This window comes from Streptomyces sp. NPDC007905, from assembly GCF_042959345.1.
Lineage (GTDB): Bacteria > Actinomycetota > Actinomycetes > Streptomycetales > Streptomycetaceae > Streptomyces.
In genome coordinates this window covers 322,026-341,985 of the sequence record NZ_JBIBKS010000006.1, presented here as the reverse complement: position 1 = coordinate 341,985, position 19,960 = coordinate 322,026, and the positions used below count along the sequence as shown (strand labels likewise).

The window sequence follows — 19,960 nt, the reverse complement described above, 5'->3', positions numbered from 1 at the left end:
CACGCATCACGCACAACCTCTGGACAGGCTTCGCCGGTGGCGAAGACCCCCCTGCCCTAGAGCCGGCGCCACTGCCGCCGGCTCTGCTCGGTGGGGACCCAGAGTCTCCCGTGACCCGACCGGCTGCCGGGGTATGGGAATGGACCGAGCGTCGCCGATCGTGGTGCATTCTCGCGCCGGGCACAAGGGGGTTCGTTACTCGCTAGTAACGGCCGGATAACCGAACAACGACCCACCGGTCTCGGAATGCAACGGTGGGTGGCCTTCCGGGGCAGAACAAAGCCGTTGATCCTTGGACGAAACCAGACAGATCAACGGCCTCGATTTACTGCGAGTAACAGCGGCCGCGATTACCAAGCTTTGGTAAAGCGCGGCCGCCCTGACGGCTCGTCGGCGAATCTTTCACCCCGACAACACAAGCCGTGGCGTTTAGTGACTGGTCAGAACAGCGCCCGCGCCAGCGCCCGGCGCGCCCCGACCACCCGAGGGTCCTCGGGGCCCACGACCTCGAACAGCTCCAGCAGCCGGCGCCGCACCGCGTCCCGGTCGTCACCCGCTGTGCGCCGCACGGTCTCGATGAGCCGCCCGAAGGCGTCCTCGACATGACCGCCCACCAGATCCAGGTCGGCGGCCGCGATCTGCGCGTCCGCGTCACCCGGCTTCTCGGCGGCCTCCTTGCGCACCCGCTGCGGATCCATGTCCTGCACCCGCTGGAGCAACTCGGCCTGCGCGAGCCCGAGTTTGGCTTCCGGGTTGGCCGGGTCGTCGCTCAGTACGTTCTTGTAGGCCTGGACGGCCCCGCCCAGGTCGCCCGCGTCGAGAGCCTGTGCGGCGGCCTCCAGCAGGGCGTCGTACGGCCCCGCCGGCACCTCGGGCAGGGGCGCACTGCCCGGCTGCGCGTCCGGGTCGACGGTCAGGCCGGTCAGCCCGAAGCGCTGCTCGGCGACCTGAACCAACTGGTCCAGGGTCTGCCGGATCTGCTGCTCGTCGGCGGCCCCCTGGAAGAGCGGCAGGGCCTGTCCCGCCACAACGGCGAACACGGCCGGGATCCCCTGGATCCCGAACTGCTGCATCAGCATCTGGTTGGCGTCGACGTCGATCTTGGCGAGGAGGAAGCGCCCGTTGTACTCGACGGCCAGCCGCTCCAGGACCGGGCTCAGCTGTTTGCAGGGCTGACACCACTCGGCCCAGAAGTCGATGACGACGGGGACTTCTGCGGAGCGCTGCAGGACATCGCGCTCGAAGCCGGCTTCATCGACGTCAATGACGAGATCGGCCGGAGAGACGGCCCCCGTCCCGCCCTGCCGGGCGGCTTCGGCGCGCGCCTGCTCGGCCTTGGCCTTGGCCTCCTGGGCCGCCTTCACCGCGGCGAGGTCGACGACGCCGCTCATGGACATGTTCCGTGGCTGCATGCGTCTATCCTCCCCCGTTCCTGCGCATGAAGGAAAAAGCGATGGTTGGCGCCGGGTCCCCACCCCACGCCGGTGGTCGTCGCCCGTGTACGTCCGCCACGAGCTTTCGCTACGAGTCGTAGCGTAACGGCAGGAGGACCCCTCGCGACACCACGCCCCGGTGATCTCCCTCACGACGGCGCAGGAACCGCCGGTTTATGGTCAAGGGATGCAGAGCCGCACCCCCGCCAGCCGTACCGGACGCCCGCGCAGCGCCGCCGCGGACGCCGCGATCCTGGCCGCCACGCGGGATGCCCTGGTCGAACTGGGCTGGTCCAGGCTCACGCTGGGAGACGTGGCCACGCGGGCCGGGGTCGCGAAGACGACGCTGTACCGCCGCTGGGCCGGCAAGCACGAGCTGGTGGTGGACGCGGTCGCCGAACTCTTCGACGAACTGGAACTGCCCGACCGCGGCAGCCTGGCCGCCGACATCGAGGGCGTGGTCCTGCAGTTCGCGGCCATACTGGCGCGCCCCGAGGCCAGAAGCGGCCTGATGGCGGTGGTCGCGGAGTCCACCCGGGACGACGCCCTGCGCGAGCGCATCCGCGCCTCGATCGTGGACCGCCAGATGCGGCTGGTTCTGGAGGGTCGCGCCCGGGCCCAGAGCCGCGGCGAACTCCCCGCCGAACCGGACCCGGCCGAGGCCGCGCGAACGGGGGAGCTGATCTTCGACATGGTGGCGGGTGCGGTGGTCCACCGCACCCTGGTGAGCGGCAAGCCGGCGGACGAGGAGTGGGTACGCGGTTTCACCCGGGTACTGCTCCAGGGCCTGGCCTCCCCGCCCACCGGGTCGGACCAGGCGGCCGCCTCTCGGCCCACCGGGTCGCGGGCCGAGTGGACAGGGGTCCGGAACCCAGGGGACGGGACCCCGCCCCCTGGTGTCCGCACGCCGGGCGACGGCGCCTAGAAGCCCGGGGGCTCGGTGTACACCCCCCACTCGTCCCGCAGCACCCCACAGATCTCACCCAGCGTCGCCTCGGCCCGCACGGCCTCCAGCATCGGCTCGATCATGTTCGCCCCGGACCGGGCTGCCGCCAGCATCCCGTCCAGCGCCGAACGCACGGCCGCCTCGTCCCGCGTCCCCTTCCGCTCGCGCAGCACGCGGACCTGCTCCCGCTCCACCTCATGGCTGACGCGGAGGATCTCCAGGTCCCCGGTGACCGACCCGGTGTGGACGTTGACGCCCACGACCCTCTTCTCGCCCTTCTCCAGCGCCTGCTGGTAGCGGAACGCGGACTCCGCGATCTCCCCGGTGAACCAGCCGTCCTCGATCCCGCGCAGGATCCCGGAGGTGATGGGCCCGATGGGGTGCTTCCCGTCCGGGTGGGCCCGCAGCCCCCGCTCCTTGATCTGCTCGAAGATCTTCTCCGCGTCGGCCTCGATCCGGTCCGTCAGCTGCTCGACGTACCAGGAACCACCCAGCGGGTCGGCCACGTTGGCGACCCCGGTCTCCTCCATCAGAACCTGCTGCGTGCGCAGCGCGATCTCTGCGGCCTGCTCGCTCGGCAGCGCCAGCGTCTCGTCCAGGGCGTTGGTGTGCAGCGAGTTGGTCCCGCCGAGCACGGCGGCCAGCGCCTCCACAGCCGTACGCACCACGTTGTTGTAGGGCTGCTGCGCGGTCAGCGAGACACCGGCGGTCTGCGTGTGGAACCGCAGCCACTGCGCCTTCTCGCTCTTCGCGCCGTACACGTCCCGCATCCAGCGGGCCCAGATGCGCCGGGCCGCCCGGAACTTGGCGATCTCCTCGAAGAAGTCGACGTGCGCGTCGAAGAAGAAGGACAGTCCCGGCGCGAAGACGTCCACGTCGAGCCCGCGCGAGAGCCCCAGCTCCACGTACCCGAAGCCGTCCGCCAGGGTGTACGCCAGCTCCTGTGCGGCCGTCGCGCCCGCCTCCCGGATGTGGTAGCCGGAGACGGACAGCGGCTTGTAGGCGGGGATGCCGGCCGCACAGTGCTCCATGAGGTCGCCGATGAGGCGCAGATGCGGCTCCGGCTGGAACAGCCACTCCTTCTGGGCGATGTACTCCTTGAAGATGTCGGTCTGCAGGGTGCCGTTCAGGACCGAGGGGTCCACGCCCTGCCGCTCGGCGGCGACCAGGTACATGCAGAAGACCGGGACGGCCGGCCCGCTGATCGTCATCGACGTCGTGACGTCACCGAGCGGGATGTCCTTGAACAGGACCTCCATGTCGGCTGCCGAGTCGATCGCCACCCCGCAGTGCCCGACCTCGCCGAGCGAGCGGGGGTCGTCGGAGTCGCGGCCCATGAGCGTCGGCATGTCGAAGGCGACGGAGAGGCCCCCGCCGCCCGCGGCGAGGATCATCTTGTACCGCTCGTTGGTCTGCTCGGCGTTGCCGAAGCCGGCGAACTGGCGGATCGTCCAGGTGCGGCCGCGGTAGCCGGTCGGATGGAGCCCGCGCGTGAAGGGGTACTCCCCGGGCCAGCCGATCCGTTCGAATCCCTCGTACGCGTCCCCAGGTCGGGGCCCGTACACCGGCTCCACGGGATCGCCGGAGAGCGTGGTGAAATCTGCGTCGCGCTTGCGCGCGGCGTCGTATCGGGCCTGCCAGCGTCGGCGGCCCTCCTCGATGGCGTGAGCGTCCATACCATCGAATTTACTTGGACGTCCTAGTAAATGTCGATGGGGAACCGCCACACGACACCCGTGTGGCGGTGGAAACTACACCTTGGCGACGGCCGGGGCCGGGTCGGCGACCCTGGTCCCCAGCTCGCGGCTGACCTTGCGCTCGACGAAGAAGGCGGCGGTCGGGATCGTGCCCGCGAGCAGCACCCACAGCTGCTTGCCGACCGGCCACTTCGCCTTGGCGCCCAGGTCGAAGGCGAAGACCAGGTAGACGACGTACAGCCAGCCGTGCGCGATACCGACGACGGTGGTGAACTTCTCCGCCCCGTCGATGTGCAGCCCGTACTTGGCGATCACGCCCAGGGTCAGCAGGACCAGCAGCACACCGGTGACGTAGGCCATGACGCGGTAGCGGGTCAGCACGCTCTTCTTCATGCCGTCGAGCGTAACCGCCCGTTCCGGGAGATCTTGTCCCGGGTCACTCCTCGTCGAAGTCGTGTGCCGCGATCCGCAGCGGGCGCAGCATCGCGAAGATCTCCGCGCACTCCTCGGCGTCGTACGCCCCGAGGCCGAAGTCCATCGCCATCAGGTCGCGGGTGGCCGCGTCGACCACCTCGCGGCCCTTGTCGGTGATGACGGCGAGGGTGCCGCGGCCGTCGTTGGGGTTGGGGCGCCTGGCCACCAGGCCTGACCTCACCAGCCGGTCCACGGTGTTCGTCACGGACGTGGGGTGCACCATCAGCCGCTCGCCGATCTTGGACATCGGCAGCTCGCCGGCCTTGGAGAAGGTGAGCAGCACCAGCGCCTCGTAGCGCGCGAAGGTCAGTCCGTACGGCTTGACCACCGCGTCGACCTCGGCCAGCAGGATCTGCTGCGCCCGCATGATCGAGGTGATCGCGGCCATGGAGGGCACGTTTCCCCAGCGCCGCTTCCAGAGCTCGTCGGCGCGGGCGATGGGGTCGAAGGGAAGGCTGAGAGGCTTCGGCACGTCATCAGACCCTACCGGCCGGTCATATGCCGGTCAGCCCTGTCTCGGCTTTCGGTCGCCCGGCCGGCATCCCGGTGAGATGCGTCACCCTCGTCTTGCCGAGGGTGACGGAAAGAACGCCGTCCCCCCCGTCAGCGGCGGCTCGTGCGGCGCAGGTGGAGGCGGACCGCGCGCTGGGCCACCGGGCCCAGCTCCTCCAGGGCCGCGACCAGCGCGCCCAGCTGTTCGAGAGCGTCCAGGGCCGCGTGCGCGCCCGCCTCGTCCACGCCCTCGTACAGCTCGATACCGACGAAGGAGGCGGCGATCGCGCGGGCCAGCCCCACCGGGTCGGCGAACTCGCCGAACGGGGTCGCGGCGAGTACCCGGCGCAGGACCTGCTCGATCTCGGCGATCCACAGATCGAGACCGCCCGCCGCGGCCGGGCCCAGGGCGGCGTGGGTGGGCGCGCCGGCCAGAAGCTGGCCGAGCAGGGCGACGTGACCGTCGGCCCGCTCCCGCTCGTGGATCTCGCGGCCGACGGCGAGCAGCTCGGACAGGGAGGAGACGGCGGCGAGCCGGGTGCGGTAGCTCGCCACGGCCTTCTCGGCGCCGTAACGGCAGGCGGCCGCGAGCAGTTCGTCCACCGATCCGAAATGGTAGAAGACCAGCGCCTGGTTGACCCCGGCCGCCGCGGCCACCGTACGGGCCGAGGTCTTGGCGATGCCCTGCTCGGTGAGCGTGCGCAGGGCGCCCTCGAGGAGCTTGGCCTTCGTCTCCTGGGACTTCACCGTCTCCGGGCTCATGCGCGCGCCTCCTCCCGCACCGGGCGCAGTCCGGGCCGCACCCCGCAGGAGCCCACGCTCGTGTACGACGCCGTGAACGAGCCCTCGTAGCCGAAGAGCGGCCCGAAGTAGCGGTTCACCACCCTCACCCGGACGCGGAAGCGGCCGGCGCCGTCGTCGTAGGACTCGCGCACCTCGGCCGTGGCGCCGATGAGTTCCGGCACGCGCACGTCCACCGGGCCCTCCCGGAAGCGGCACTCGCCGGAACGGATGAGCAGCGAACCGTCGGGCTCGGCGGCGAAGCGCAGTTCACAGGCCAGGTGCTGGTGGGTGCCGAGGTAGTCGAGGATGCGGTCGCCCTTGGGGCTGAGCACCATCTGGGCGTCGAAGCGGCGGGCTCGGCCGGGCAGGTCGAAGGTGCGCACGAAGCTCACCGTCTCACGGCCGAAGCTGTCGGTGTACGGGACGTTCTCGATGACGAAGGGGATGTCGCGGCCGGACCGCGGGACGAGGACGTTGCGGGTGGCGCCGAGGGCCAGGAACGGTTTCACGAACGCCGGGCCGTGCCAGATCCGGTGCATGACGCCCCGGCCGGTGCAGGTCTCGCCGCTCGCCAGGCCCACCGAGAAGCGGCGCCGGAGCTGCGGGTGGAGACGGTCGAAGTCGTCGCCCATCACCGTGCGGAACATCGATCGCGCCGGGGTCGTCGTGGTCATCCGTGCTTCTCCAGGGTGCGCAGGACGCGGGGTGCGCGTGCCTGGGTGAGCGGCGCGCGCAGGCAGCGGCGGGCGGCCGGAGTGCAGGCGAGCGGCGCCTTGAGGAGGGCGAGCGACATCACGACCACCATCAGCAGCGGGCACAGGTAGGCCACGGTGGCCCCGAAGGGACCGAAGACGCGGATGACGGACTCCAGCCCCAGCCCGGTCAGGCACACGGTGAGCACCAGGGCACGGACCGCCAGCTCGGCCAGCCAGTTGACCAGGGCCCGCTCGGGGGTGATGCCCCGCTCCAGCCACAGCCGCAGCCGGTCGAAGGACCAGGCGGTCGCCCACCCCATCAGCCTCCGGAACACCAGCCGGTCGGCGACCGCGCCGAAGGCGCCCCAGCGGGGGCGGTAGTCGTACCCGGTGAGGAAACGGACGCCGTGCGCGTCGGGCACGTAGCGCCAGTAGCCGCTGCCCTCGGCGAGCGGCGAGAGCGGGTGGGGGGAGGCGAAGCGCAGGGCGGAGGTGCGGGTGCCGTCGGGGCGCTCCTTCTCGCCCGCGGCGACGCCGGTGCCCGACACCGCCAGGAACGGCAGTACGCGGGTGGCGTACCGGAAGCGCTGCGGCTCGCCCTCCGCGCGCGGGAGGTGGGCGATCTCGGTGAACCGCAGGTCCCAGCGCTGGTGCCGGGCGGGGTCCTGGGTGGTCGCCCAGAGGTCGTCCAGGTCGGCGCGTATGTACGTCTCTATGTAGAGACCCATGCTGTTCCCCCACGTCAGACGGGCGTTTGAGCGACTGCTCAAACTTGTCTGAGAGGCAACGTACACCTCCTTGAGCGATCGCTCAACGGCAGGGACGCGGAAAACCCCGGCCCGCCAGGACCGGGGTTCGCGCGCGCTTCGGCCGGAGCTACCGCGCCAGGTGCCGCTCGACGGTCTCGACCTTGGAGGTGAGCCCGTCGGTGACGCCGGGCCGGATGTCGGCCTTGAGGACGAGCGACACACGGGGCGCCCGCGCCTCGACGGCGGCGACGGCGCGCCTGACGACGTCCATGACCTCGTCCCACTCCCCCTCGACAGAGGTGAACATGGCGTCGGTGCGATGGGGCAGACCCGACTCGCGGACCACACGGACGGCGTCGGCGACGTACTCCCCCACGTCCTCACCGACGCCCAGGGGCGTCACGGAGAAGGCGACGATCATGCGTTCACGATTCCTTCCTTGCGGGCCCGGGCCGCGATGACGGCGGCCTCGGTCTCGCGGCGCAGCCTGCGCTCCGCGAAGAAGCCGCCGGTGGGCAGCACGGAGAGGACGAAGTAGAGGGCCGCGGTGCCGAAGCTCCACTTGGTGCGGTTCCAGGCGTCCGCCCAGAAGATCACGTACAGGAGGAACAGGACGCCGTGGACCGCGCCCATCACGGGCACCGCGTTGAAGTCCGTGGTGCGCTTCAGCACCGAGCAGACGAGCAGGACCAGGAAGGACACGGCCTCCGGCGCGGAGACCAGGCGGAGGCGGCGGAGGGCGGTGGCGGTCTTGAGGTCCACGGATCACCTTCGGTGGGAGTTGCGACGACGGCCTGCCGGTTACGGACTGCCGGTTTGTGAACGCACGCACAAACGCTCCGCCATTGTGACAAACCCTGCCCCTAGGGGAGCGGTCAGGGTCGCCGTCCACCCACGGGACCTGTTCCGCCCACCCGCTCGGCCGATACTTTCCCAGCGTGGCGATGTTCCGACTCCAAGGGAGCAAGGTGCTCGCCGTCGACATGACCGGGGACGCCGTGAAGGCGAAGAACGGCTCGATGGTCGCGTACGACGGGCAGATGGCCTTCAAGAAGCTGAGCGGTGGCGGCGAGGGGCTGCGCGGGATGGTGACCCGGCGGCTCACCGGCGAGCGGATGACGGTGATGGAGGTGAGAGGCCAGGGGACCTGCTGGTTCGCGGACCGGGCCTCGGAGATCAATCTCGTCGGCCTCCAGGGGGACAGGCTCTACGTCGAGTCGAGCAACCTGCTCGCCACCGACGCGGGCCTCAGGACGGGCACGACGTTCACCGGCCTGCGCGGCGCCTCGCAGGGCAACGGGCTGTTCACGACGACCGTCGAGGGACACGGGCAGGCGGCGATCATCTCCGACGGGCCCGCGGTGGTGCTCCGTGTCAGCCCGCAGTACCCGCTGATCGTCGACCCCGGCGCCTACATCGCCCACCAGGGCAATGTGCGGCAGTCCTTCCAGTCGGGTGTGACGTTCCGCACCTTCTTCGGTGAGGGCGGCGGCGAGGCCTTCCAGATCCGCTTCGAGGGCGACGGACTGGTGTACGTGCAGCCGAGCGAGCGGAACACGATCGCGGGGGACCTGTGAGATGAGCTTCAGGGAGATCAACTCCAAGATGGTCGAGGCGGCCGTGCTGCCCGGGCAGCGGCTGTTCAGCCAGCGCGGCGCGATGCTCGCCTACAAGGGGGACGTGTCCTTCACACCCAATCTCCAGGGCGGCCGGGGCGGCCTGATGTCCATGATCGGGCGGCGGGTGGCCGGCGAGGCGACCCCGCTGATGACCGTCGAGGGCAGCGGCACCGTCTTCTTCGGGCACGGTGGCCACCACGTGCACGTCATCAACCTCTCCGGCGACACCCTGTGCGTCGAGGCCGACCGGCTGCTCGCCTTCGAGGGCACCCTGCGGCAGGGCACGATGTTCCTGGGCTCGCAGGGCGGGGTCATGGGCCTGGTCCGGGGCCAGGTCACCGGGCAGGGCCTGTTCACCACCACGCTCCAGGGTCAGGGCTCGGTGGCCGTGATGGCGCACGGCGGCGTCTTCGAGATCCCGATCACACCGCAGCGCCCGGTCCATGTGGACCCGCAGGCGTACGTCGCCCACCACGGCGACGTACGCAACAAGCTGTCCACCGCGCTCGGCTGGCGGGACATGGTGGGCCGCGGCTCCGGTGAGGCGTTCCAGCTGGAGCTGAGCGGCAGCGGCACGGTGTACGTCCAGGCCTCGGAGGAGAAGCTGTGAGCACCTACGGAACTCCCGGCGGCCCCGTGGTGTACGACCCGATGACCCTCCCCGCCGACGACAACGTGAACACGTACACGTTCTGCGTCGAGCTCAAGAGCGGGCAGTGGTTCCTGCAGAAGGGGAAGATGATCGCCTACTACGGGGCGATCGAGTTCAACGGCATCGGGCACGGCCGACTCGACCGAGTTGTTCGCACCTCGTTCCATTCGCCACTGCACGCGAGCGACTGGGTCGTGGCGGAGGGCTCGGGCAAGATGCTGCTGGCCGACCGGGCCTTCGACGTCAACTCCTACGACCTGGACGACGGGAACTTGACCATTCGCGCGGGCAATCTGCTCGCTTTTCAGCCAAGTCTCGCGCTCAAACAGTCGATCGTGCCCGGTTTTCTAACCCTTATCGGAACCGGAAAGTTCGTGGCCGCATCTAACGGTCCGGTGGTGTTCATGGAACCTCCGATCCGGGTGGACCCCCAGGCGCTGGTCGGGTGGGCCGACTGCCCGTCACCGTGTCATCACTACGACCACGGGTACCTGACGGGCGTCATGGGCGGTCTACGTGCGATGACGGGCCTCGGTGGGGCCTCCGGCGAGGAGCACCAGTTCGAGTTCGTGGGAGCCGGGACGGTCCTGCTGCAGTCGAGCGAGACGCTCATGGCCGAGCCGGCGACGGGGCTGGTTCCGCACGAACCAGGGGTGCCCGGTGGTGGCGGAGCGGCACCGCATGGACACGGTCCGCAATCATCGGACGGACCGCGCCTTCCCGGACAGCTGGGGGACCTCCAGCGTCGCTTCGGGCTGTGAGCGGTAGTCTGCGGAGTGTGACGTCGAACGCGTGCGCACTGTCACACCACCCGAAGTAGTTCGCCATTCAACTTCTTAGGTAGACTTCATTCATGGAGACCGAGACGGCCACGCGCTGGCTGACCGATGCGGAGCAGTGCGCCTGGCGCACCCACCTGGAGGTCAACAGGCTGTTGACGTACCAGCTCGAGAAGGATCTGCAGCCGTTCGGCCTGACAATGAACGACTACGAGATCCTCGTGAACCTCTCCGAGTCGGACGACGTACGGATGCGGATGAGCGACCTGGCCTCCGCGACCCTGCAGTCCAAGAGCCGGCTCTCGCACCAGATCACGCGGATGGAGAACGCGAACCTCGTGCGGCGGGAGAACTGCGAGTCGGACCGGCGAGGACTGTACGCCGTGCTGACGGAGCACGGCATGGAGACGATGAAAAAAGTCGCGCCGCATCACGTGGCGTCGGTCAGACGCCACTTCATCGATCTGCTGTCGCCGGAGGCCTTGATAGAGCTGGACAAGGCGCTCAAGCCGATCGCGGAGCACTTGAGGGGGCAGCGGGGGCGTCCCTGAGGCCGGCTGAGCACCTCGGGCCGTAGCCGCTGGGCGGGGGTGGGTCGCGCGACCGGCGCCAGGGCCCGTCCGGCGGATCATGCCGGAAGCGCGGCGCTCGGCGCGCCCATCCGCGGCGTTGTCGTCGGTTGCCGGCTCCCCCACGCTCGCCGCGCTCGCGCGGGGGAACCCCCGCCACGTCGGCGCCCTCCTCCGCCCTGCGGCCGGACGCACCACGCCCGGCTCACCTGCCGACAGGACACCGTGGCCCGGAGCCGGCCCGATCCGCGGCCGGTCTGACCCAGGGGGTGTCTTCTGGATCATGCCGGCGAGGCGGGGGCCGGCCCGCGCCCGCGCAGGCCATCGCCGCCGTGAGCGTCCACAGGCCCGGTGCTCGTCCCGCGGCCGCGATCACCGCACCGAGGGCCACCGCGAACCAGCAGAGCCGGACGTACAGCAGCTCCTCCGCTATCGCGTCCAGGCTGTAGGCGCGCCGCAACAAACCCCGGTCGGCGACGAGGCGGGCCCACAGGGCGCGCATGGTCGGGCCCAGCGGGGCGCGCAGGCGCCCGCGAGGGCCGCGGCCGCGGCGATGAGCGGTGCTGGGGGCACCCGGGCGCCAGGTCAGGGCGGCCAGGACGCCCAGCAGGATGCCGTAGAACGCCGCCATGGGCGGCAGGGCGCGGCGCGGGCCGTGCCGGTCGACGAGGGAAGCCCGCAGGGGCATCAGGAAGACCGTCGTGGACATCACGGCACCGGAGACGGCATAGGAGCCGGTGGCCCGGGTGACGGACAGCATCACCGCGAGTGCGACGGTGCCGTAGGGCAGGCGCGCGGTCAGGGCAGCGGCGAAGGTGCGGCGCGCGTGCGGGACGCGCAGGACGGCGGCGTACGAGGGCCGGGAGAGGTGCGGGGGCACCCTGGAGTCCCCGGGGAGGCGGAGAGGGGACACCGAAGACGCGGCGGCCCGCAGTCGGGCCCCCGCGATCCGGTGCGCTCTACGCCAAGGAGAGGAACATGCCGTCACCCTGGCGACGAGCCCGCCGCGTTGACGGCCTTCAGCCTTCCGTCAGTCCCGCCACCAGTTCGTCCGCGGCGCGGTACGGGTCCAGCTCCCCGGCGACGATCCGCTCCGCGAGGGCGCTGAGCCGGCGGTCGCCGTGGAGGTCTCCGATGCGTTCGCGCAGGGCCGTGACCGCGATCGTCTCCACCTCGCGGGCCGCGCGGGCCGTGCGGCGGTCGGTGAGGACGCCGCGCTCCTCCATCCACGCGCGGTGCTTCTCCAGCGCCTCGACCACCTCGTCGACGCCCTGTGCCCGGGCCGCGACCGTCTTGACGATGGGCGGACGCCAGTCGCCGGGGCCGCGGGACTCACCGAGACCCAGCATGTGGTTCAGCTCGCGGGCCGTGGCGTCGGCGCCGTCGCGGTCGGCCTTGTTGACGACGTAGACGTCGCCGATCTCGAGGATGCCTGCCTTCGCGGCCTGGATGCCGTCGCCCATGCCCGGGGCCAGCAGCACCACGCTCGTGTCCGCCTGGGAGGCGATCTCCACCTCCGACTGGCCGACGCCGACCGTCTCGACCAGGATCACGTCGCAGCCCGCCGCGTCCAGCACGCGGATCGCCTGCGGCGCGGCCCAGGCCAGGCCGCCCAGGTGGCCCCGGGTCGCCATGGAGCGGATGTAGACACCGGGGTCGGAGGCGTGGTCCGACATGCGGACCCGGTCACCGAGCAGGGCGCCGCCGGAGAACGGCGACGACGGGTCGACGGCCAGGACCCCGACCCGTTTGCCCTGTTTGCGGTAGGCCGTGACGAGGGCGGAGGTGGAGGTCGACTTGCCGACGCCGGGTGAGCCCGTCAGGCCCACCACGTAGGCGTTGCCGGTCAGCGGCGCCAGTGCCGCCATGACCTCCCTGAGCTGCGGGGACGCCCCCTCCACCAGGGAGATCAACCGGGCCACGGCCCGCGGCCGGCCTTCCCTGGCCTGGGCCACCAGGGAGGAGACGTCCTGCATCACAGCTCCGTTCACTTCACCGACGTACTGGAAACTCAGGCCTTCGGCACCCGCACGATGAGCGCGTCACCCTGACCGCCGCCGCCGCACAGCGCGGCCGCGCCGACGCCGCCGCCCCGGCGCTTGAGCTCCAGCGCCAAGTGGAGCACGAGACGGGCGCCGGACATGCCGATCGGGTGACCCAGGGCGATCGCGCCGCCGTTGACGTTCACCTTTTCCGTGGACACGCCGAGGTCCTTCATTGACTGCACGGCGACCGCGGCGAAGGCCTCGTTGATCTCGATCAGGTCGAGGTCGGAGACCTCCAGGCCCTCCTTCTTCAGGGCGTGCTGGATGGCGTTGGACGGCTGGGACTGCAGCGAGTTGTCCGGCCCGGCCACGTTGCCGTGGGCGCCGATCTCCGCGAGCCACTGAAGGCCCAGTTCCTCGGCCTTGGCCTTGCTCATCACGACCACGGCCGCCGCACCGTCCGAGATCTGCGAGGAGGAGCCGGCCGTGATCGTGCCGTCCTTGGCGAAGGCCGGGCGCAGCTTGCCCAGCGACTCGGCGGTGGTGTCGCCGCGGATGCCCTCGTCCTTGCTGAAGACGACCGGCTCGCCCTTGCGCTGCGGGATCTCGACCGGGGTGATCTCGGCCTCGAAGATGCCGTTCTTCTGCGCGGCGGCGGCCCGCTGGTGGGACAGGGCGGCGATCTCGTCCTGCTCGGGGCGCTTGATGCCGAGGCGGGTGTTGTGCTTCTCCGTGGACTCGCCCATGGCGATGCCCTCGAAGGAGTCGGTCAGGCCGTCGTGGGCCATCGCGTCGAGCACCTCCACCGCGCCGTACTTGTAGCCCTCACGGGACTTCGGCAGCAGGTGGGGGGCGTTGGTCATGGACTCCTGCCCGCCGGCGACGACGATGTCGAACTCGCCGGCGCGGATCAGCTGGTCGGCGAGGGCGATGGCGTCCAGGCCGGACAGACACACCTTGTTGATGGTGAGCGCCGGGACGCTCATCGGGATGCCGGCCTTGACCGCGGCCTGGCGGGCCGGGATCTGCCCCGCCCCGGCCTGCAGCACCTGGCCCATGATCACGTACTGCACCTGGTCGCCGCCGATCCCCGCACGGTCGAGGGCGGCCTTGATCGCGAAGCCGCCGAGATCGGCCCCGGAGAAGGACTTCAGCGAGCCGAGCAACCGTCCCATGGGCGTACGCGCGCCCGCGACGATCACCGAGGTGTTCGTTCCAGAAGACATGAGCTGCGATCCCCTTACCGGCCTGCACAGCCGAGGAGTGAACGAGGGTTTACTTCGAATGTACTGACCGGTACCGGAACCCGTCATCGGCCTTACGGTGTGATCGCGCGCACGTTGCGTAACCACCTCCATGGCGCTGCACTGAATCCATGCTGACGCGAATCGACCACATCGGGATCGCCTGCCACGACCTCGACACGACCGTCGAGTTCTACCGGGCCACGTACGGCTTCGAGGTGTTCCACACCGAAGTCAACGAAGAGCAGGGCGTGCGCGAGGCCATGCTCAAGATCAACGAGACGTCCGACGGCGGCGCCTCCTACCTCCAGCTGCTGGAACCGACCCGGGAGGACTCCGCGGTCGGCAAGTGGCTGGCCAAGAACGGGGAGGGCGTCCACCACATCGCATTCGGTACGGCGGATGTGGACGGGGACTCCGAGGAGATCCGCGGCAAGGGCGTACGCGTGCTGTACGACGAGCCACGACGCGGCTCCATGGGGTCGCGGATCACCTTCCTGCACCCCAAGGATTGCCACGGCGTCCTGACAGAACTGGTCACTTCGGCCCCTGTTGAGTCGCCCGAGCACTGACCCCCGTACATAGGGGCCGGTAGGGTTGGGGGCGGTCGTCCCTCCAGGCGGGGGACGACCGCATGCCGGGGTCCGGGTTTCGGGGGACGAGCGTCGGGGCAACAGCCCGTGCTCCGCCGTTGATCTGACACCATTCCCCGGGGGCCCCGTTCGGCGGATGGACGGAGCTCGTCGAAGAAGCTGACCAGGGGACGGATGGGACCGCGCAGTGCGGGGCTACGAGAGCCAGGAGCGAGAGCCGGCGGCTGACGTCGACCACCTCTCTCGGTTCGAGGCCGAGATGAAGCGGCTGAGGACCGAGCGGGAAAAGGCGATCCAGCACGCCGAGGACCTCGGCTACCAGGTCGAGGTGCTGCGCGCCAAGCTGCACGAGGCGCGCCGCACCCTGATGACCCGGCCCGCCTACGACGGCGGTGACATCGGCTATCAGGCCGAGCAGCTGCTCCGTAATGCCCAGATCCAGGCCGATCAGCTGCGCCAGGACGCCGAACGCGAGCTGAGCCAGGCCCGCGCGCAGACCCAGCGCATCCTGCAGGAGCACGCCGAGCAGGCCGCCCGCCTGCAGGCCGAGCTGCACCAGGAGGCGGTCACCCGCCGCCAGCAGCTGGACCAGGAGCTGGCCGAGCGCCGGCAGACCGTCGAGTCGCACGTCAACGAGAACGTGGCGTGGGCCGAGCAGCTGCGCGCCCGGACGGAGGCCCAGGCCCGCCGCCTCCTTGACGAGTCCCGCGCCGAGGCCGAGCAGGCCATGGCCGCCGCCCGCGCGGAGGCCGAGCGGCTGACCCGGGAGGCGCGCGAGCGGCTGCAGACCGACGCCGAGGCCGCCCGGGCGGAGGCCGAGCAGATCCTGCGCCGTGCCCGCACGGACGCCGAGCGGCTGCTGAACGCCGCCTCCACCCAGGCCCAGGAGGCCACGGACCACGCCGAGCAGCTGCGCACCTCCACCGTCACCGAGTCGGACGCCGCCCGTCGGCAGGCCGCCGAGCTGAGCCGGGCCGCCCAGCAGCGCATGGCGGAGGCCGAGGAGGCGCTGCGCAAGGCCCAGTCCGAGGCCGAGAAGCTGGTCACCGAGGCCAAGGAGAGCGCATCCAAGGCGCTCTCCAGCGCCGAGGCCGCCAACGAGACGCGTACGCGTACCGCCAAGGAGCAGGTCGCCCGGCTGGTCGAGGAGGCCACCAAGGAGGCCGAGAACACCAGGTCCGAGGCCGAGCAGCTGGTCGCCGACGCGCGGGCCGAGGCCGAGAAGATCGTCGCGGAGGCCGCGGAGAAGGCCCGGGCGATCACCGCCGAGGAGAGCGCGACCCAGCTGTCCAAGGCGGCGAAGACCGCCGAGGACGTCCTCAACAAGGCGTCGGAGGACGCCAAGAAGACCACCCGGGCCGCGGCCGAGGAGGCCGAGCGGATCCGCCGGGAGGCCGAGGCCGAGGCGGACCGGCTGCGCGCCGAGGCGCACGACATCGCCGAGCAGCTCAAGGGCGCGGCGAAGGACGACACCAAGGAGTACCGCGCCAAGACGGTCGAGCTGCAGGAGGAGGCCCGCCGGCTGCGCGGCGAGGCCGAGCAGCTGCGCGCCGACGCGGTCGCCGAGGGCGAGTCCATCCGCGCCGAGGCCCGGCGCGAGGCGGTGGCGCAGATCGAGGAGGCCGCCAGGTCGGCCGAGGAGCTGCTGGCCAAGGCCAAGGCGGACGCCGACGAGCTGCGGCAGAAGGCCACCACGGACAGCGAGAAGGTCCGCACGGAGGCCATCGAGCGGGCCACCACCCTGCGCCGGCAGGCCGAGGAGACCCTGGATCGCACCCGCAAGGACGCCGAGCGGCTGCGCGGGGAGGCCGCCGAAGAGGTCGAGACGGTCAGGGCGGACGCCGAGAAGGCCGCGCGCGAGCTGCGCGAGGAGACCGAGCGGGCGGTCGAGGCCCGCCGTAACGAGGCGGCCGAGGAACTGACCCGGCTGCAGTCGGAGGCCCAGGACCGGCTGGCGTCGGCCGAACAGGCGCTCGCCGACGCCCGCGAGGAGGCGGCCCGGATCCGCCGGGAGGCCGCCGAGGAGGCCGAGCGGCTGCGCGCGGAGGCCGCCGAGCGGATCCGAACGCTGCAGCAGCAGGCCGAGGCCGAGGCCGAGCGGCTGCGCGACGAGGCCGCGTCCGACGCGTCCGCCTCACGTGCCGAGGGCGAGGCCATCGCCGTACGACTGCGTTCGGAGGCCGCCGCCGAGGCCGAGCGGCTGAAGGTCGAGGCGCAGGACACCGCCGACCGCGTCCGCGCGGAGGCGCAGGCCGCCGCCGAACGGCTGGGCACCGAGGCGTCCGAGACGCTCGCCGCCGCCCAGGAGGAGGCCGCCCGGCGCCGCCGCGAGGCCGAGGAGCTGCTCGGTGCCGCGCGCGCCGAGGCGGACCAGGAGCGCGAGCGGGCCCGCGAGCAGAGCGAGGAGCTGCTGGCCTCGGCGCGCAGGCGCGTGGAGGACGCGCAGACCGAGGCGACCCGGCTGGTCGAGGAGGCCGACCGGCGCGCCACCGACATGGTGTCCGCCGCCGAGCAGCACGCCCAGCAGGTACGGGAGTCCGTCGCGGGACTGCACGAGCAGGCCCAGGAGGAGATCACCGGGCTGCGCTCGGCCGCCGAGCACGCGGCGGACCGTACCCGCCGTGAGGCCGAGGAGGAGGCGGACCGGGTCCGCGCCGACGCGTACGCCGAGCGGGAGCGGGCGAGCGAGGACGCCTCGCGGATCCGGCGCGAGGCGAACGAGGAGACGGAGGCCGCCAAGGCGCTGGCCGAGCGTACGGTCGCGGAGGCGATCGCGGAGTCCGAGCGGCTGCGCTCCGACGCGGGCGACTACTCCCAGCGGGTGCGCACGGAGGCGTCGGACAAGCTCGCCGAGGCCGACCAGGCCGCGGCCCGCACCCGGGCGGACGCCCGCGAGGACGCCAACCGCATCCGCTCGGACGCGGCGACCCAGGCCGACACGCTCATCACCGAGGCCGCCAACGAGGCGGAGCGGCTGCAGAACGAGACGGCCGCCGAGGCCGAGCGCGTCCGCGCCGAGGCCGTCGCGAACGCCGAGCAGCTCATCGCGGACGCCACCGGCGACGCCGAGCGGCTGCGCGCCGACGCCGCCGAGACGGTCGGCTCGGCCCAGCAGCACGCCGAGCGGCTGCGCAGTGAGGCCGAGCGGCTCAGGGCGGACGCGGAGACGGAGGCCGAGCGGCTCGTCAACTCCGCGCGCGAGGAGGCCGAGCGGACCCTCGACGAGGCCCGCAAGGAGGCCAACAAGCGGCGTTCGGAGGCGGCCGAGCAGGTCGACACGCTCATCACGGAGACCACGGCCGAGGCCGACAAGCTGCTCACCGAGGCCCAGCAGCAGGCGCTGAAGGCCACCGCGGACGCCGAGTCGCAGGCCGACACGATGGTGGGCGCGGCCCGCAGCGAGGCCGAGCGGATCGTCTCCGAGGCGACCGTGGTGGGCAACTCGCTGGTGGAGAAGGCCCGTACGGACGCGGACGAGCTGCTGGTCGGTGCCCGCCGGGACGCGACCGCCATCAGGGAGCGCGCGGAGGAGCTGCGCGACCGCATCACCACCGAGATCGAGGAGCTGCACGAGCGGGCCCGCCGTGAGGCCGCCGAGACGATGAAGTCGACCGGCGACCGCTGCGACGCGCTCATCAAGGCGGCCGAGGAACAGCTGGCCAAGGCGCAGGCGAAGGCCAAGGAGCTGGTGTCGGAGGCCAGCTCCGAGGCGGGCAAGGTCCGGATCGCCGCCGTCAAGAAGGCGGAGGGTCTGCTCAAGGAGGCCGAGCAGAAGAAGGCCAGCCTGGTCAGGGAGGCCGAGGAGCTGAAGGCCGAGGCGATCCGCGAGGCCCGGCGCACGGTCGAGGAGGGCAAGCGCGAGCTGGAGATCCTGGTGCGCCGGCGCGAGGACATCAACGCCGAGATCTCCCGTGTCCAGGACGTCCTGGAGGCGTTGGAGTCCTTCGAGGCCCCGTCGGCCGGCAAGGACGGTGTTGTCAAGGCGGGCGCCACCGTCGGTCCCCCTCGATCGGGTGGCAAGTCGTCAGACAGCTAGCGGGTGAGGCGCGTTCCGGGGTCTTCTGGGGGCTTTGTCCTGGTCTTTGGCAAGCCGTCCGGCGGTCAGCCACTCAAAAGAGGTGTCATTCTCCAGATCAAACACGTATCCGCTCGATGACACACCGCTTCGGCCCCTAGGATTCCACCTATCACCTCACCGGTCTCATTCGACAGGAACCCCATGAGCGACACTTCCCCCTACGGCTTCGAGCTTGTGCGGCGTGGGTACGACCGCGCTCAGGTGGACGAACGTATCTCCAAGCTCGTCTCCGACCGTGACAGCGCTCTCGCCCGCATCACCGCTCTGGAGAAGCGCATCGAGGAGCTCCACCTCGAGACGCAGAACGCCCAGGCCCAGATCACCGACGCGGAGCCGTCGTACGCGGGTCTCGGCGCGCGGGTCGAGAAGATCCTGCGCCTCGCCGAGGAAGAGGCGAAGGATCTGCGTGACGAGGCCCGGCGCGCGTCGGAGCAGCACCGCGAGCTCGCCGAGTCGGCGGCCCAGCAGGTCCGCAACGACGCCGAGTCCTTCGCGGCCGAGCGCAAGGCCAAGGCCGAGGACGAGGGCGTCCGGATCGTCGAGAAGGCCAAGAGTGACGCCTCCCAGCTGCGCGCCGAGGCGCAGAAGGACGCGCAGTCCAAGCGCGAGGAGGCGGACGCCCTCTTCGAGGAGACCCGCGCCAAGGCCGCGCAGGCCGCCGCCGACTTCGAGACGAACCTCGCCAAGCGCCGCGAGCAGTCCGAGCGCGACCTGGCCTCGCGTCAGCAGAAGGCCGAGAAGCGCCTCGCCGAGATCGAGCACCGCGCCGAGCAGCTCCGCCTGGAGGCGGAGAAGCTGCGCACGGACGCCGAGCGCCGCGCCCGCCAGACGGTGGAGACGGCCCAGCGCCAGGCCGAGGACATCGTGGCCGACGCCAACGCCAAGGCCGACCGCATCCGCTCGGAATCCGAGCGCGAGCTGGCCGCCCTCACCAACCGCCGCGACTCGATCAACGCTCAGCTGACGAACGTCCGGGAGATGCTCGCCACGCTGACCGGTGCGGCCGTCGCCGCCGCGGGCACGCCGGCCGATGACGAGCCCGTCTCTCGTGGGGTTCCGGCTCAGCAGACCCGGTAACCGCGGGCTGCGGCGGAGCTGCGGGTCGGCGGTGGCCGATCGCGCGGTTCCCCGCGCCCCTTCGGGCGCGTCGAGGCCCCCTGCTTCAAGTGGCA

At 71.3% G+C, this 19,960-nt stretch carries 20 protein-coding genes; 8 read left to right on the top strand and 12 right to left on the bottom strand.

Annotated features, from left to right (window positions below):
* Positions 1 to 440: 440 nt before the first annotated feature.
* Positions 441 to 1,412 (bottom strand): tetratricopeptide repeat protein, encoded by a 972-nt coding sequence (locus tag ACFZDC_RS13930; RefSeq protein ID WP_391323399.1) that lies wholly within the window; start codon positions 1,410 to 1,412, stop codon positions 441 to 443.
* Positions 1,413 to 1,620: 208 nt separating this feature from the next.
* On the opposite strand from ACFZDC_RS13930, the gene ACFZDC_RS13925 reads away from it, so the two are divergent.
* Complete coding sequence (locus ACFZDC_RS13925; protein ID WP_391323397.1) at positions 1,621 to 2,358, top strand: TetR/AcrR family transcriptional regulator C-terminal ligand-binding domain-containing protein; 738 nt, start codon at positions 1,621 to 1,623, stop codon at positions 2,356 to 2,358.
* Here the strand turns inward: ACFZDC_RS13925 and ACFZDC_RS13920 are convergent.
* From ACFZDC_RS13920 to ACFZDC_RS13885, 8 genes are all read right to left on the bottom strand, one after another.
* Positions 2,355 to 4,055 carry a methylmalonyl-CoA mutase family protein gene (locus ACFZDC_RS13920; RefSeq protein WP_391323396.1) on the bottom strand — a complete coding sequence of 567 codons (1,701 nt, stop codon included), beginning with the start codon at positions 4,053 to 4,055 and terminating at the stop codon, positions 2,355 to 2,357. The genes ACFZDC_RS13925 and ACFZDC_RS13920 overlap by 4 nt on opposite strands.
* 75 nt (positions 4,056 to 4,130) lie before the next feature.
* The gene (locus ACFZDC_RS13915; RefSeq protein ID WP_391323395.1) at positions 4,131 to 4,469 is read right to left on the bottom strand and encodes a DUF3817 domain-containing protein; all 339 of its coding nucleotides are present in this window, start codon (positions 4,467 to 4,469) and stop codon (positions 4,131 to 4,133) included.
* A 43-nt stretch (positions 4,470 to 4,512) separates the two neighbouring features.
* Positions 4,513 to 5,022: a MarR family transcriptional regulator gene (locus ACFZDC_RS13910; protein WP_391323393.1), complete on the bottom strand. Its 510-nt coding sequence runs from the start codon at positions 5,020 to 5,022 to the stop codon at positions 4,513 to 4,515.
* 131 nt (positions 5,023 to 5,153) lie between these two features.
* Complete coding sequence (locus ACFZDC_RS13905; protein ID WP_391323392.1) at positions 5,154 to 5,804, bottom strand: TetR family transcriptional regulator; 651 nt, start codon at positions 5,802 to 5,804, stop codon at positions 5,154 to 5,156.
* On the bottom strand, positions 5,801 to 6,499 hold the full coding sequence (locus ACFZDC_RS13900; RefSeq protein ID WP_391323390.1) for a DUF4166 domain-containing protein: 699 nt from the start codon (positions 6,497 to 6,499) through the stop codon (positions 5,801 to 5,803). The genes ACFZDC_RS13905 and ACFZDC_RS13900 overlap by 4 nt, the downstream gene beginning before the upstream one ends.
* Positions 6,496 to 7,248, bottom strand: coding sequence for a hypothetical protein (locus ACFZDC_RS13895; RefSeq protein ID WP_391323388.1), 753 nt, complete (start codon positions 7,246 to 7,248; stop codon positions 6,496 to 6,498). The genes ACFZDC_RS13900 and ACFZDC_RS13895 overlap by 4 nt, the downstream gene beginning before the upstream one ends.
* A 148-nt stretch (positions 7,249 to 7,396) precedes the next feature.
* A complete protein-coding gene (locus ACFZDC_RS13890; RefSeq protein ID WP_391323387.1) occupies positions 7,397 to 7,690 on the bottom strand; it encodes an MTH1187 family thiamine-binding protein in 294 nt (97 codons plus the stop codon).
* Positions 7,687 to 8,031: a DUF3817 domain-containing protein gene (locus ACFZDC_RS13885; RefSeq protein ID WP_391323385.1), complete on the bottom strand. Its 345-nt coding sequence runs from the start codon at positions 8,029 to 8,031 to the stop codon at positions 7,687 to 7,689. Before ACFZDC_RS13885 ends, ACFZDC_RS13890 begins: the two co-directional genes overlap by 4 nt.
* A 182-nt stretch (positions 8,032 to 8,213) precedes the next feature.
* Here ACFZDC_RS13885 and ACFZDC_RS13880 point away from each other — a divergent pair, with 182 nt between their 5' ends.
* From ACFZDC_RS13880 to ACFZDC_RS13865, 4 genes are all read left to right on the top strand, one after another.
* Positions 8,214 to 8,846 carry an AIM24 family protein gene (locus ACFZDC_RS13880; RefSeq protein WP_391323478.1) on the top strand — a complete coding sequence of 211 codons (633 nt, stop codon included), beginning with the start codon at positions 8,214 to 8,216 and terminating at the stop codon, positions 8,844 to 8,846.
* Position 8,847: 1 nt separating this feature from the next.
* Positions 8,848 to 9,498 carry an AIM24 family protein gene (locus ACFZDC_RS13875; protein ID WP_391323383.1) on the top strand — a complete coding sequence of 217 codons (651 nt, stop codon included), beginning with the start codon at positions 8,848 to 8,850 and terminating at the stop codon, positions 9,496 to 9,498.
* Positions 9,495 to 10,301 (top strand): AIM24 family protein, encoded by an 807-nt coding sequence (locus tag ACFZDC_RS13870; RefSeq protein WP_391323381.1) that lies wholly within the window; start codon positions 9,495 to 9,497, stop codon positions 10,299 to 10,301. Before ACFZDC_RS13875 ends, ACFZDC_RS13870 begins: the two co-directional genes overlap by 4 nt.
* A 92-nt stretch (positions 10,302 to 10,393) precedes the next feature.
* The gene (locus ACFZDC_RS13865; RefSeq protein WP_031171854.1) at positions 10,394 to 10,870 is read left to right on the top strand and encodes a MarR family winged helix-turn-helix transcriptional regulator; all 477 of its coding nucleotides are present in this window, start codon (positions 10,394 to 10,396) and stop codon (positions 10,868 to 10,870) included.
* Between the two features lie 223 nt (positions 10,871 to 11,093).
* On the opposite strand, the gene ACFZDC_RS13860 is transcribed toward ACFZDC_RS13865, so the two are convergent.
* From ACFZDC_RS13860 to ACFZDC_RS13850, 3 genes are all read right to left on the bottom strand, one after another.
* A complete protein-coding gene (locus ACFZDC_RS13860) occupies positions 11,094 to 11,768 on the bottom strand; it encodes a hypothetical protein (RefSeq protein WP_391323380.1) in 675 nt (224 codons plus the stop codon).
* A gap of 139 nt (positions 11,769 to 11,907) precedes the next feature.
* Complete coding sequence (gene meaB / locus ACFZDC_RS13855; RefSeq protein ID WP_391323379.1) at positions 11,908 to 12,864, bottom strand: methylmalonyl Co-A mutase-associated GTPase MeaB; 957 nt, start codon at positions 12,862 to 12,864, stop codon at positions 11,908 to 11,910.
* Positions 12,865 to 12,899: 35 nt separating this feature from the next.
* Positions 12,900 to 14,099: an acetyl-CoA C-acyltransferase gene (locus ACFZDC_RS13850; RefSeq protein WP_391323378.1), complete on the bottom strand. Its 1,200-nt coding sequence runs from the start codon at positions 14,097 to 14,099 to the stop codon at positions 12,900 to 12,902.
* 149 nt (positions 14,100 to 14,248) lie between these two features.
* On the opposite strand from ACFZDC_RS13850, the gene mce reads away from it, so the two are divergent.
* The 3 genes from mce (at position 14,249) to ACFZDC_RS13835 (ending at position 19,865) form a co-directional block, all read left to right on the top strand.
* Positions 14,249 to 14,689 carry a methylmalonyl-CoA epimerase gene (mce, locus tag ACFZDC_RS13845; RefSeq protein ID WP_391323377.1) on the top strand — a complete coding sequence of 147 codons (441 nt, stop codon included), beginning with the start codon at positions 14,249 to 14,251 and terminating at the stop codon, positions 14,687 to 14,689.
* 208 nt (positions 14,690 to 14,897) lie between these two features.
* Positions 14,898 to 18,746 carry a polarized growth protein Scy gene (scy, locus tag ACFZDC_RS13840; protein ID WP_391323376.1) on the top strand — a complete coding sequence of 1,283 codons (3,849 nt, stop codon included), beginning with the start codon at positions 14,898 to 14,900 and terminating at the stop codon, positions 18,744 to 18,746.
* 183 nt (positions 18,747 to 18,929) lie between these two features.
* On the top strand, positions 18,930 to 19,865 hold the full coding sequence (locus tag ACFZDC_RS13835) for a cellulose-binding protein (protein ID WP_391323375.1): 936 nt from the start codon (positions 18,930 to 18,932) through the stop codon (positions 19,863 to 19,865).
* Positions 19,866 to 19,960: the final 95 nt, after the last annotated feature.

Bases quoted from the DNA above. Each gene is read 5' to 3' on its own strand.
- ACFZDC_RS13875 (WP_391323383.1), top strand. From the start codon at position 8,848: ATGAGCTTCAGGGAGATCAACTCCAAGATGGTCGAGGCGGCCGTGCTG.
- ACFZDC_RS13880 (WP_391323478.1), top strand. From the start codon at position 8,214: ATGTTCCGACTCCAAGGGAGCAAGGTGCTCGCCGTCGACATGACCGGG.
- ACFZDC_RS13905 (WP_391323392.1), bottom strand. From the start codon at position 5,804: ATGAGCCCGGAGACGGTGAAGTCCCAGGAGACGAAGGCCAAGCTCCTC.
- ACFZDC_RS13890 (WP_391323387.1), bottom strand. From the start codon at position 7,690: ATGATCGTCGCCTTCTCCGTGACGCCCCTGGGCGTCGGTGAGGACGTG.
- ACFZDC_RS13850 (WP_391323378.1), bottom strand. From the start codon at position 14,099: ATGTCTTCTGGAACGAACACCTCGGTGATCGTCGCGGGCGCGCGTACG.
- ACFZDC_RS13835 (WP_391323375.1), top strand. From the start codon at position 18,930: ATGAGCGACACTTCCCCCTACGGCTTCGAGCTTGTGCGGCGTGGGTAC.
- ACFZDC_RS13915 (WP_391323395.1), bottom strand. From the start codon at position 4,469: ATGAAGAAGAGCGTGCTGACCCGCTACCGCGTCATGGCCTACGTCACC.
- ACFZDC_RS13925 (WP_391323397.1), top strand. From the start codon at position 1,621: ATGCAGAGCCGCACCCCCGCCAGCCGTACCGGACGCCCGCGCAGCGCC.
- ACFZDC_RS13895 (WP_391323388.1), bottom strand. From the start codon at position 7,248: ATGGGTCTCTACATAGAGACGTACATACGCGCCGACCTGGACGACCTC.
- ACFZDC_RS13865 (WP_031171854.1), top strand. From the start codon at position 10,394: ATGGAGACCGAGACGGCCACGCGCTGGCTGACCGATGCGGAGCAGTGC.
- ACFZDC_RS13920 (WP_391323396.1), bottom strand. From the start codon at position 4,055: ATGGACGCTCACGCCATCGAGGAGGGCCGCCGACGCTGGCAGGCCCGA.
- ACFZDC_RS13930 (WP_391323399.1), bottom strand. From the start codon at position 1,412: ATGCAGCCACGGAACATGTCCATGAGCGGCGTCGTCGACCTCGCCGCG.
- meaB (WP_391323379.1), bottom strand. From the start codon at position 12,864: ATGCAGGACGTCTCCTCCCTGGTGGCCCAGGCCAGGGAAGGCCGGCCG.
- mce (WP_391323377.1), top strand. From the start codon at position 14,249: ATGCTGACGCGAATCGACCACATCGGGATCGCCTGCCACGACCTCGAC.
- ACFZDC_RS13900 (WP_391323390.1), bottom strand. From the start codon at position 6,499: ATGACCACGACGACCCCGGCGCGATCGATGTTCCGCACGGTGATGGGC.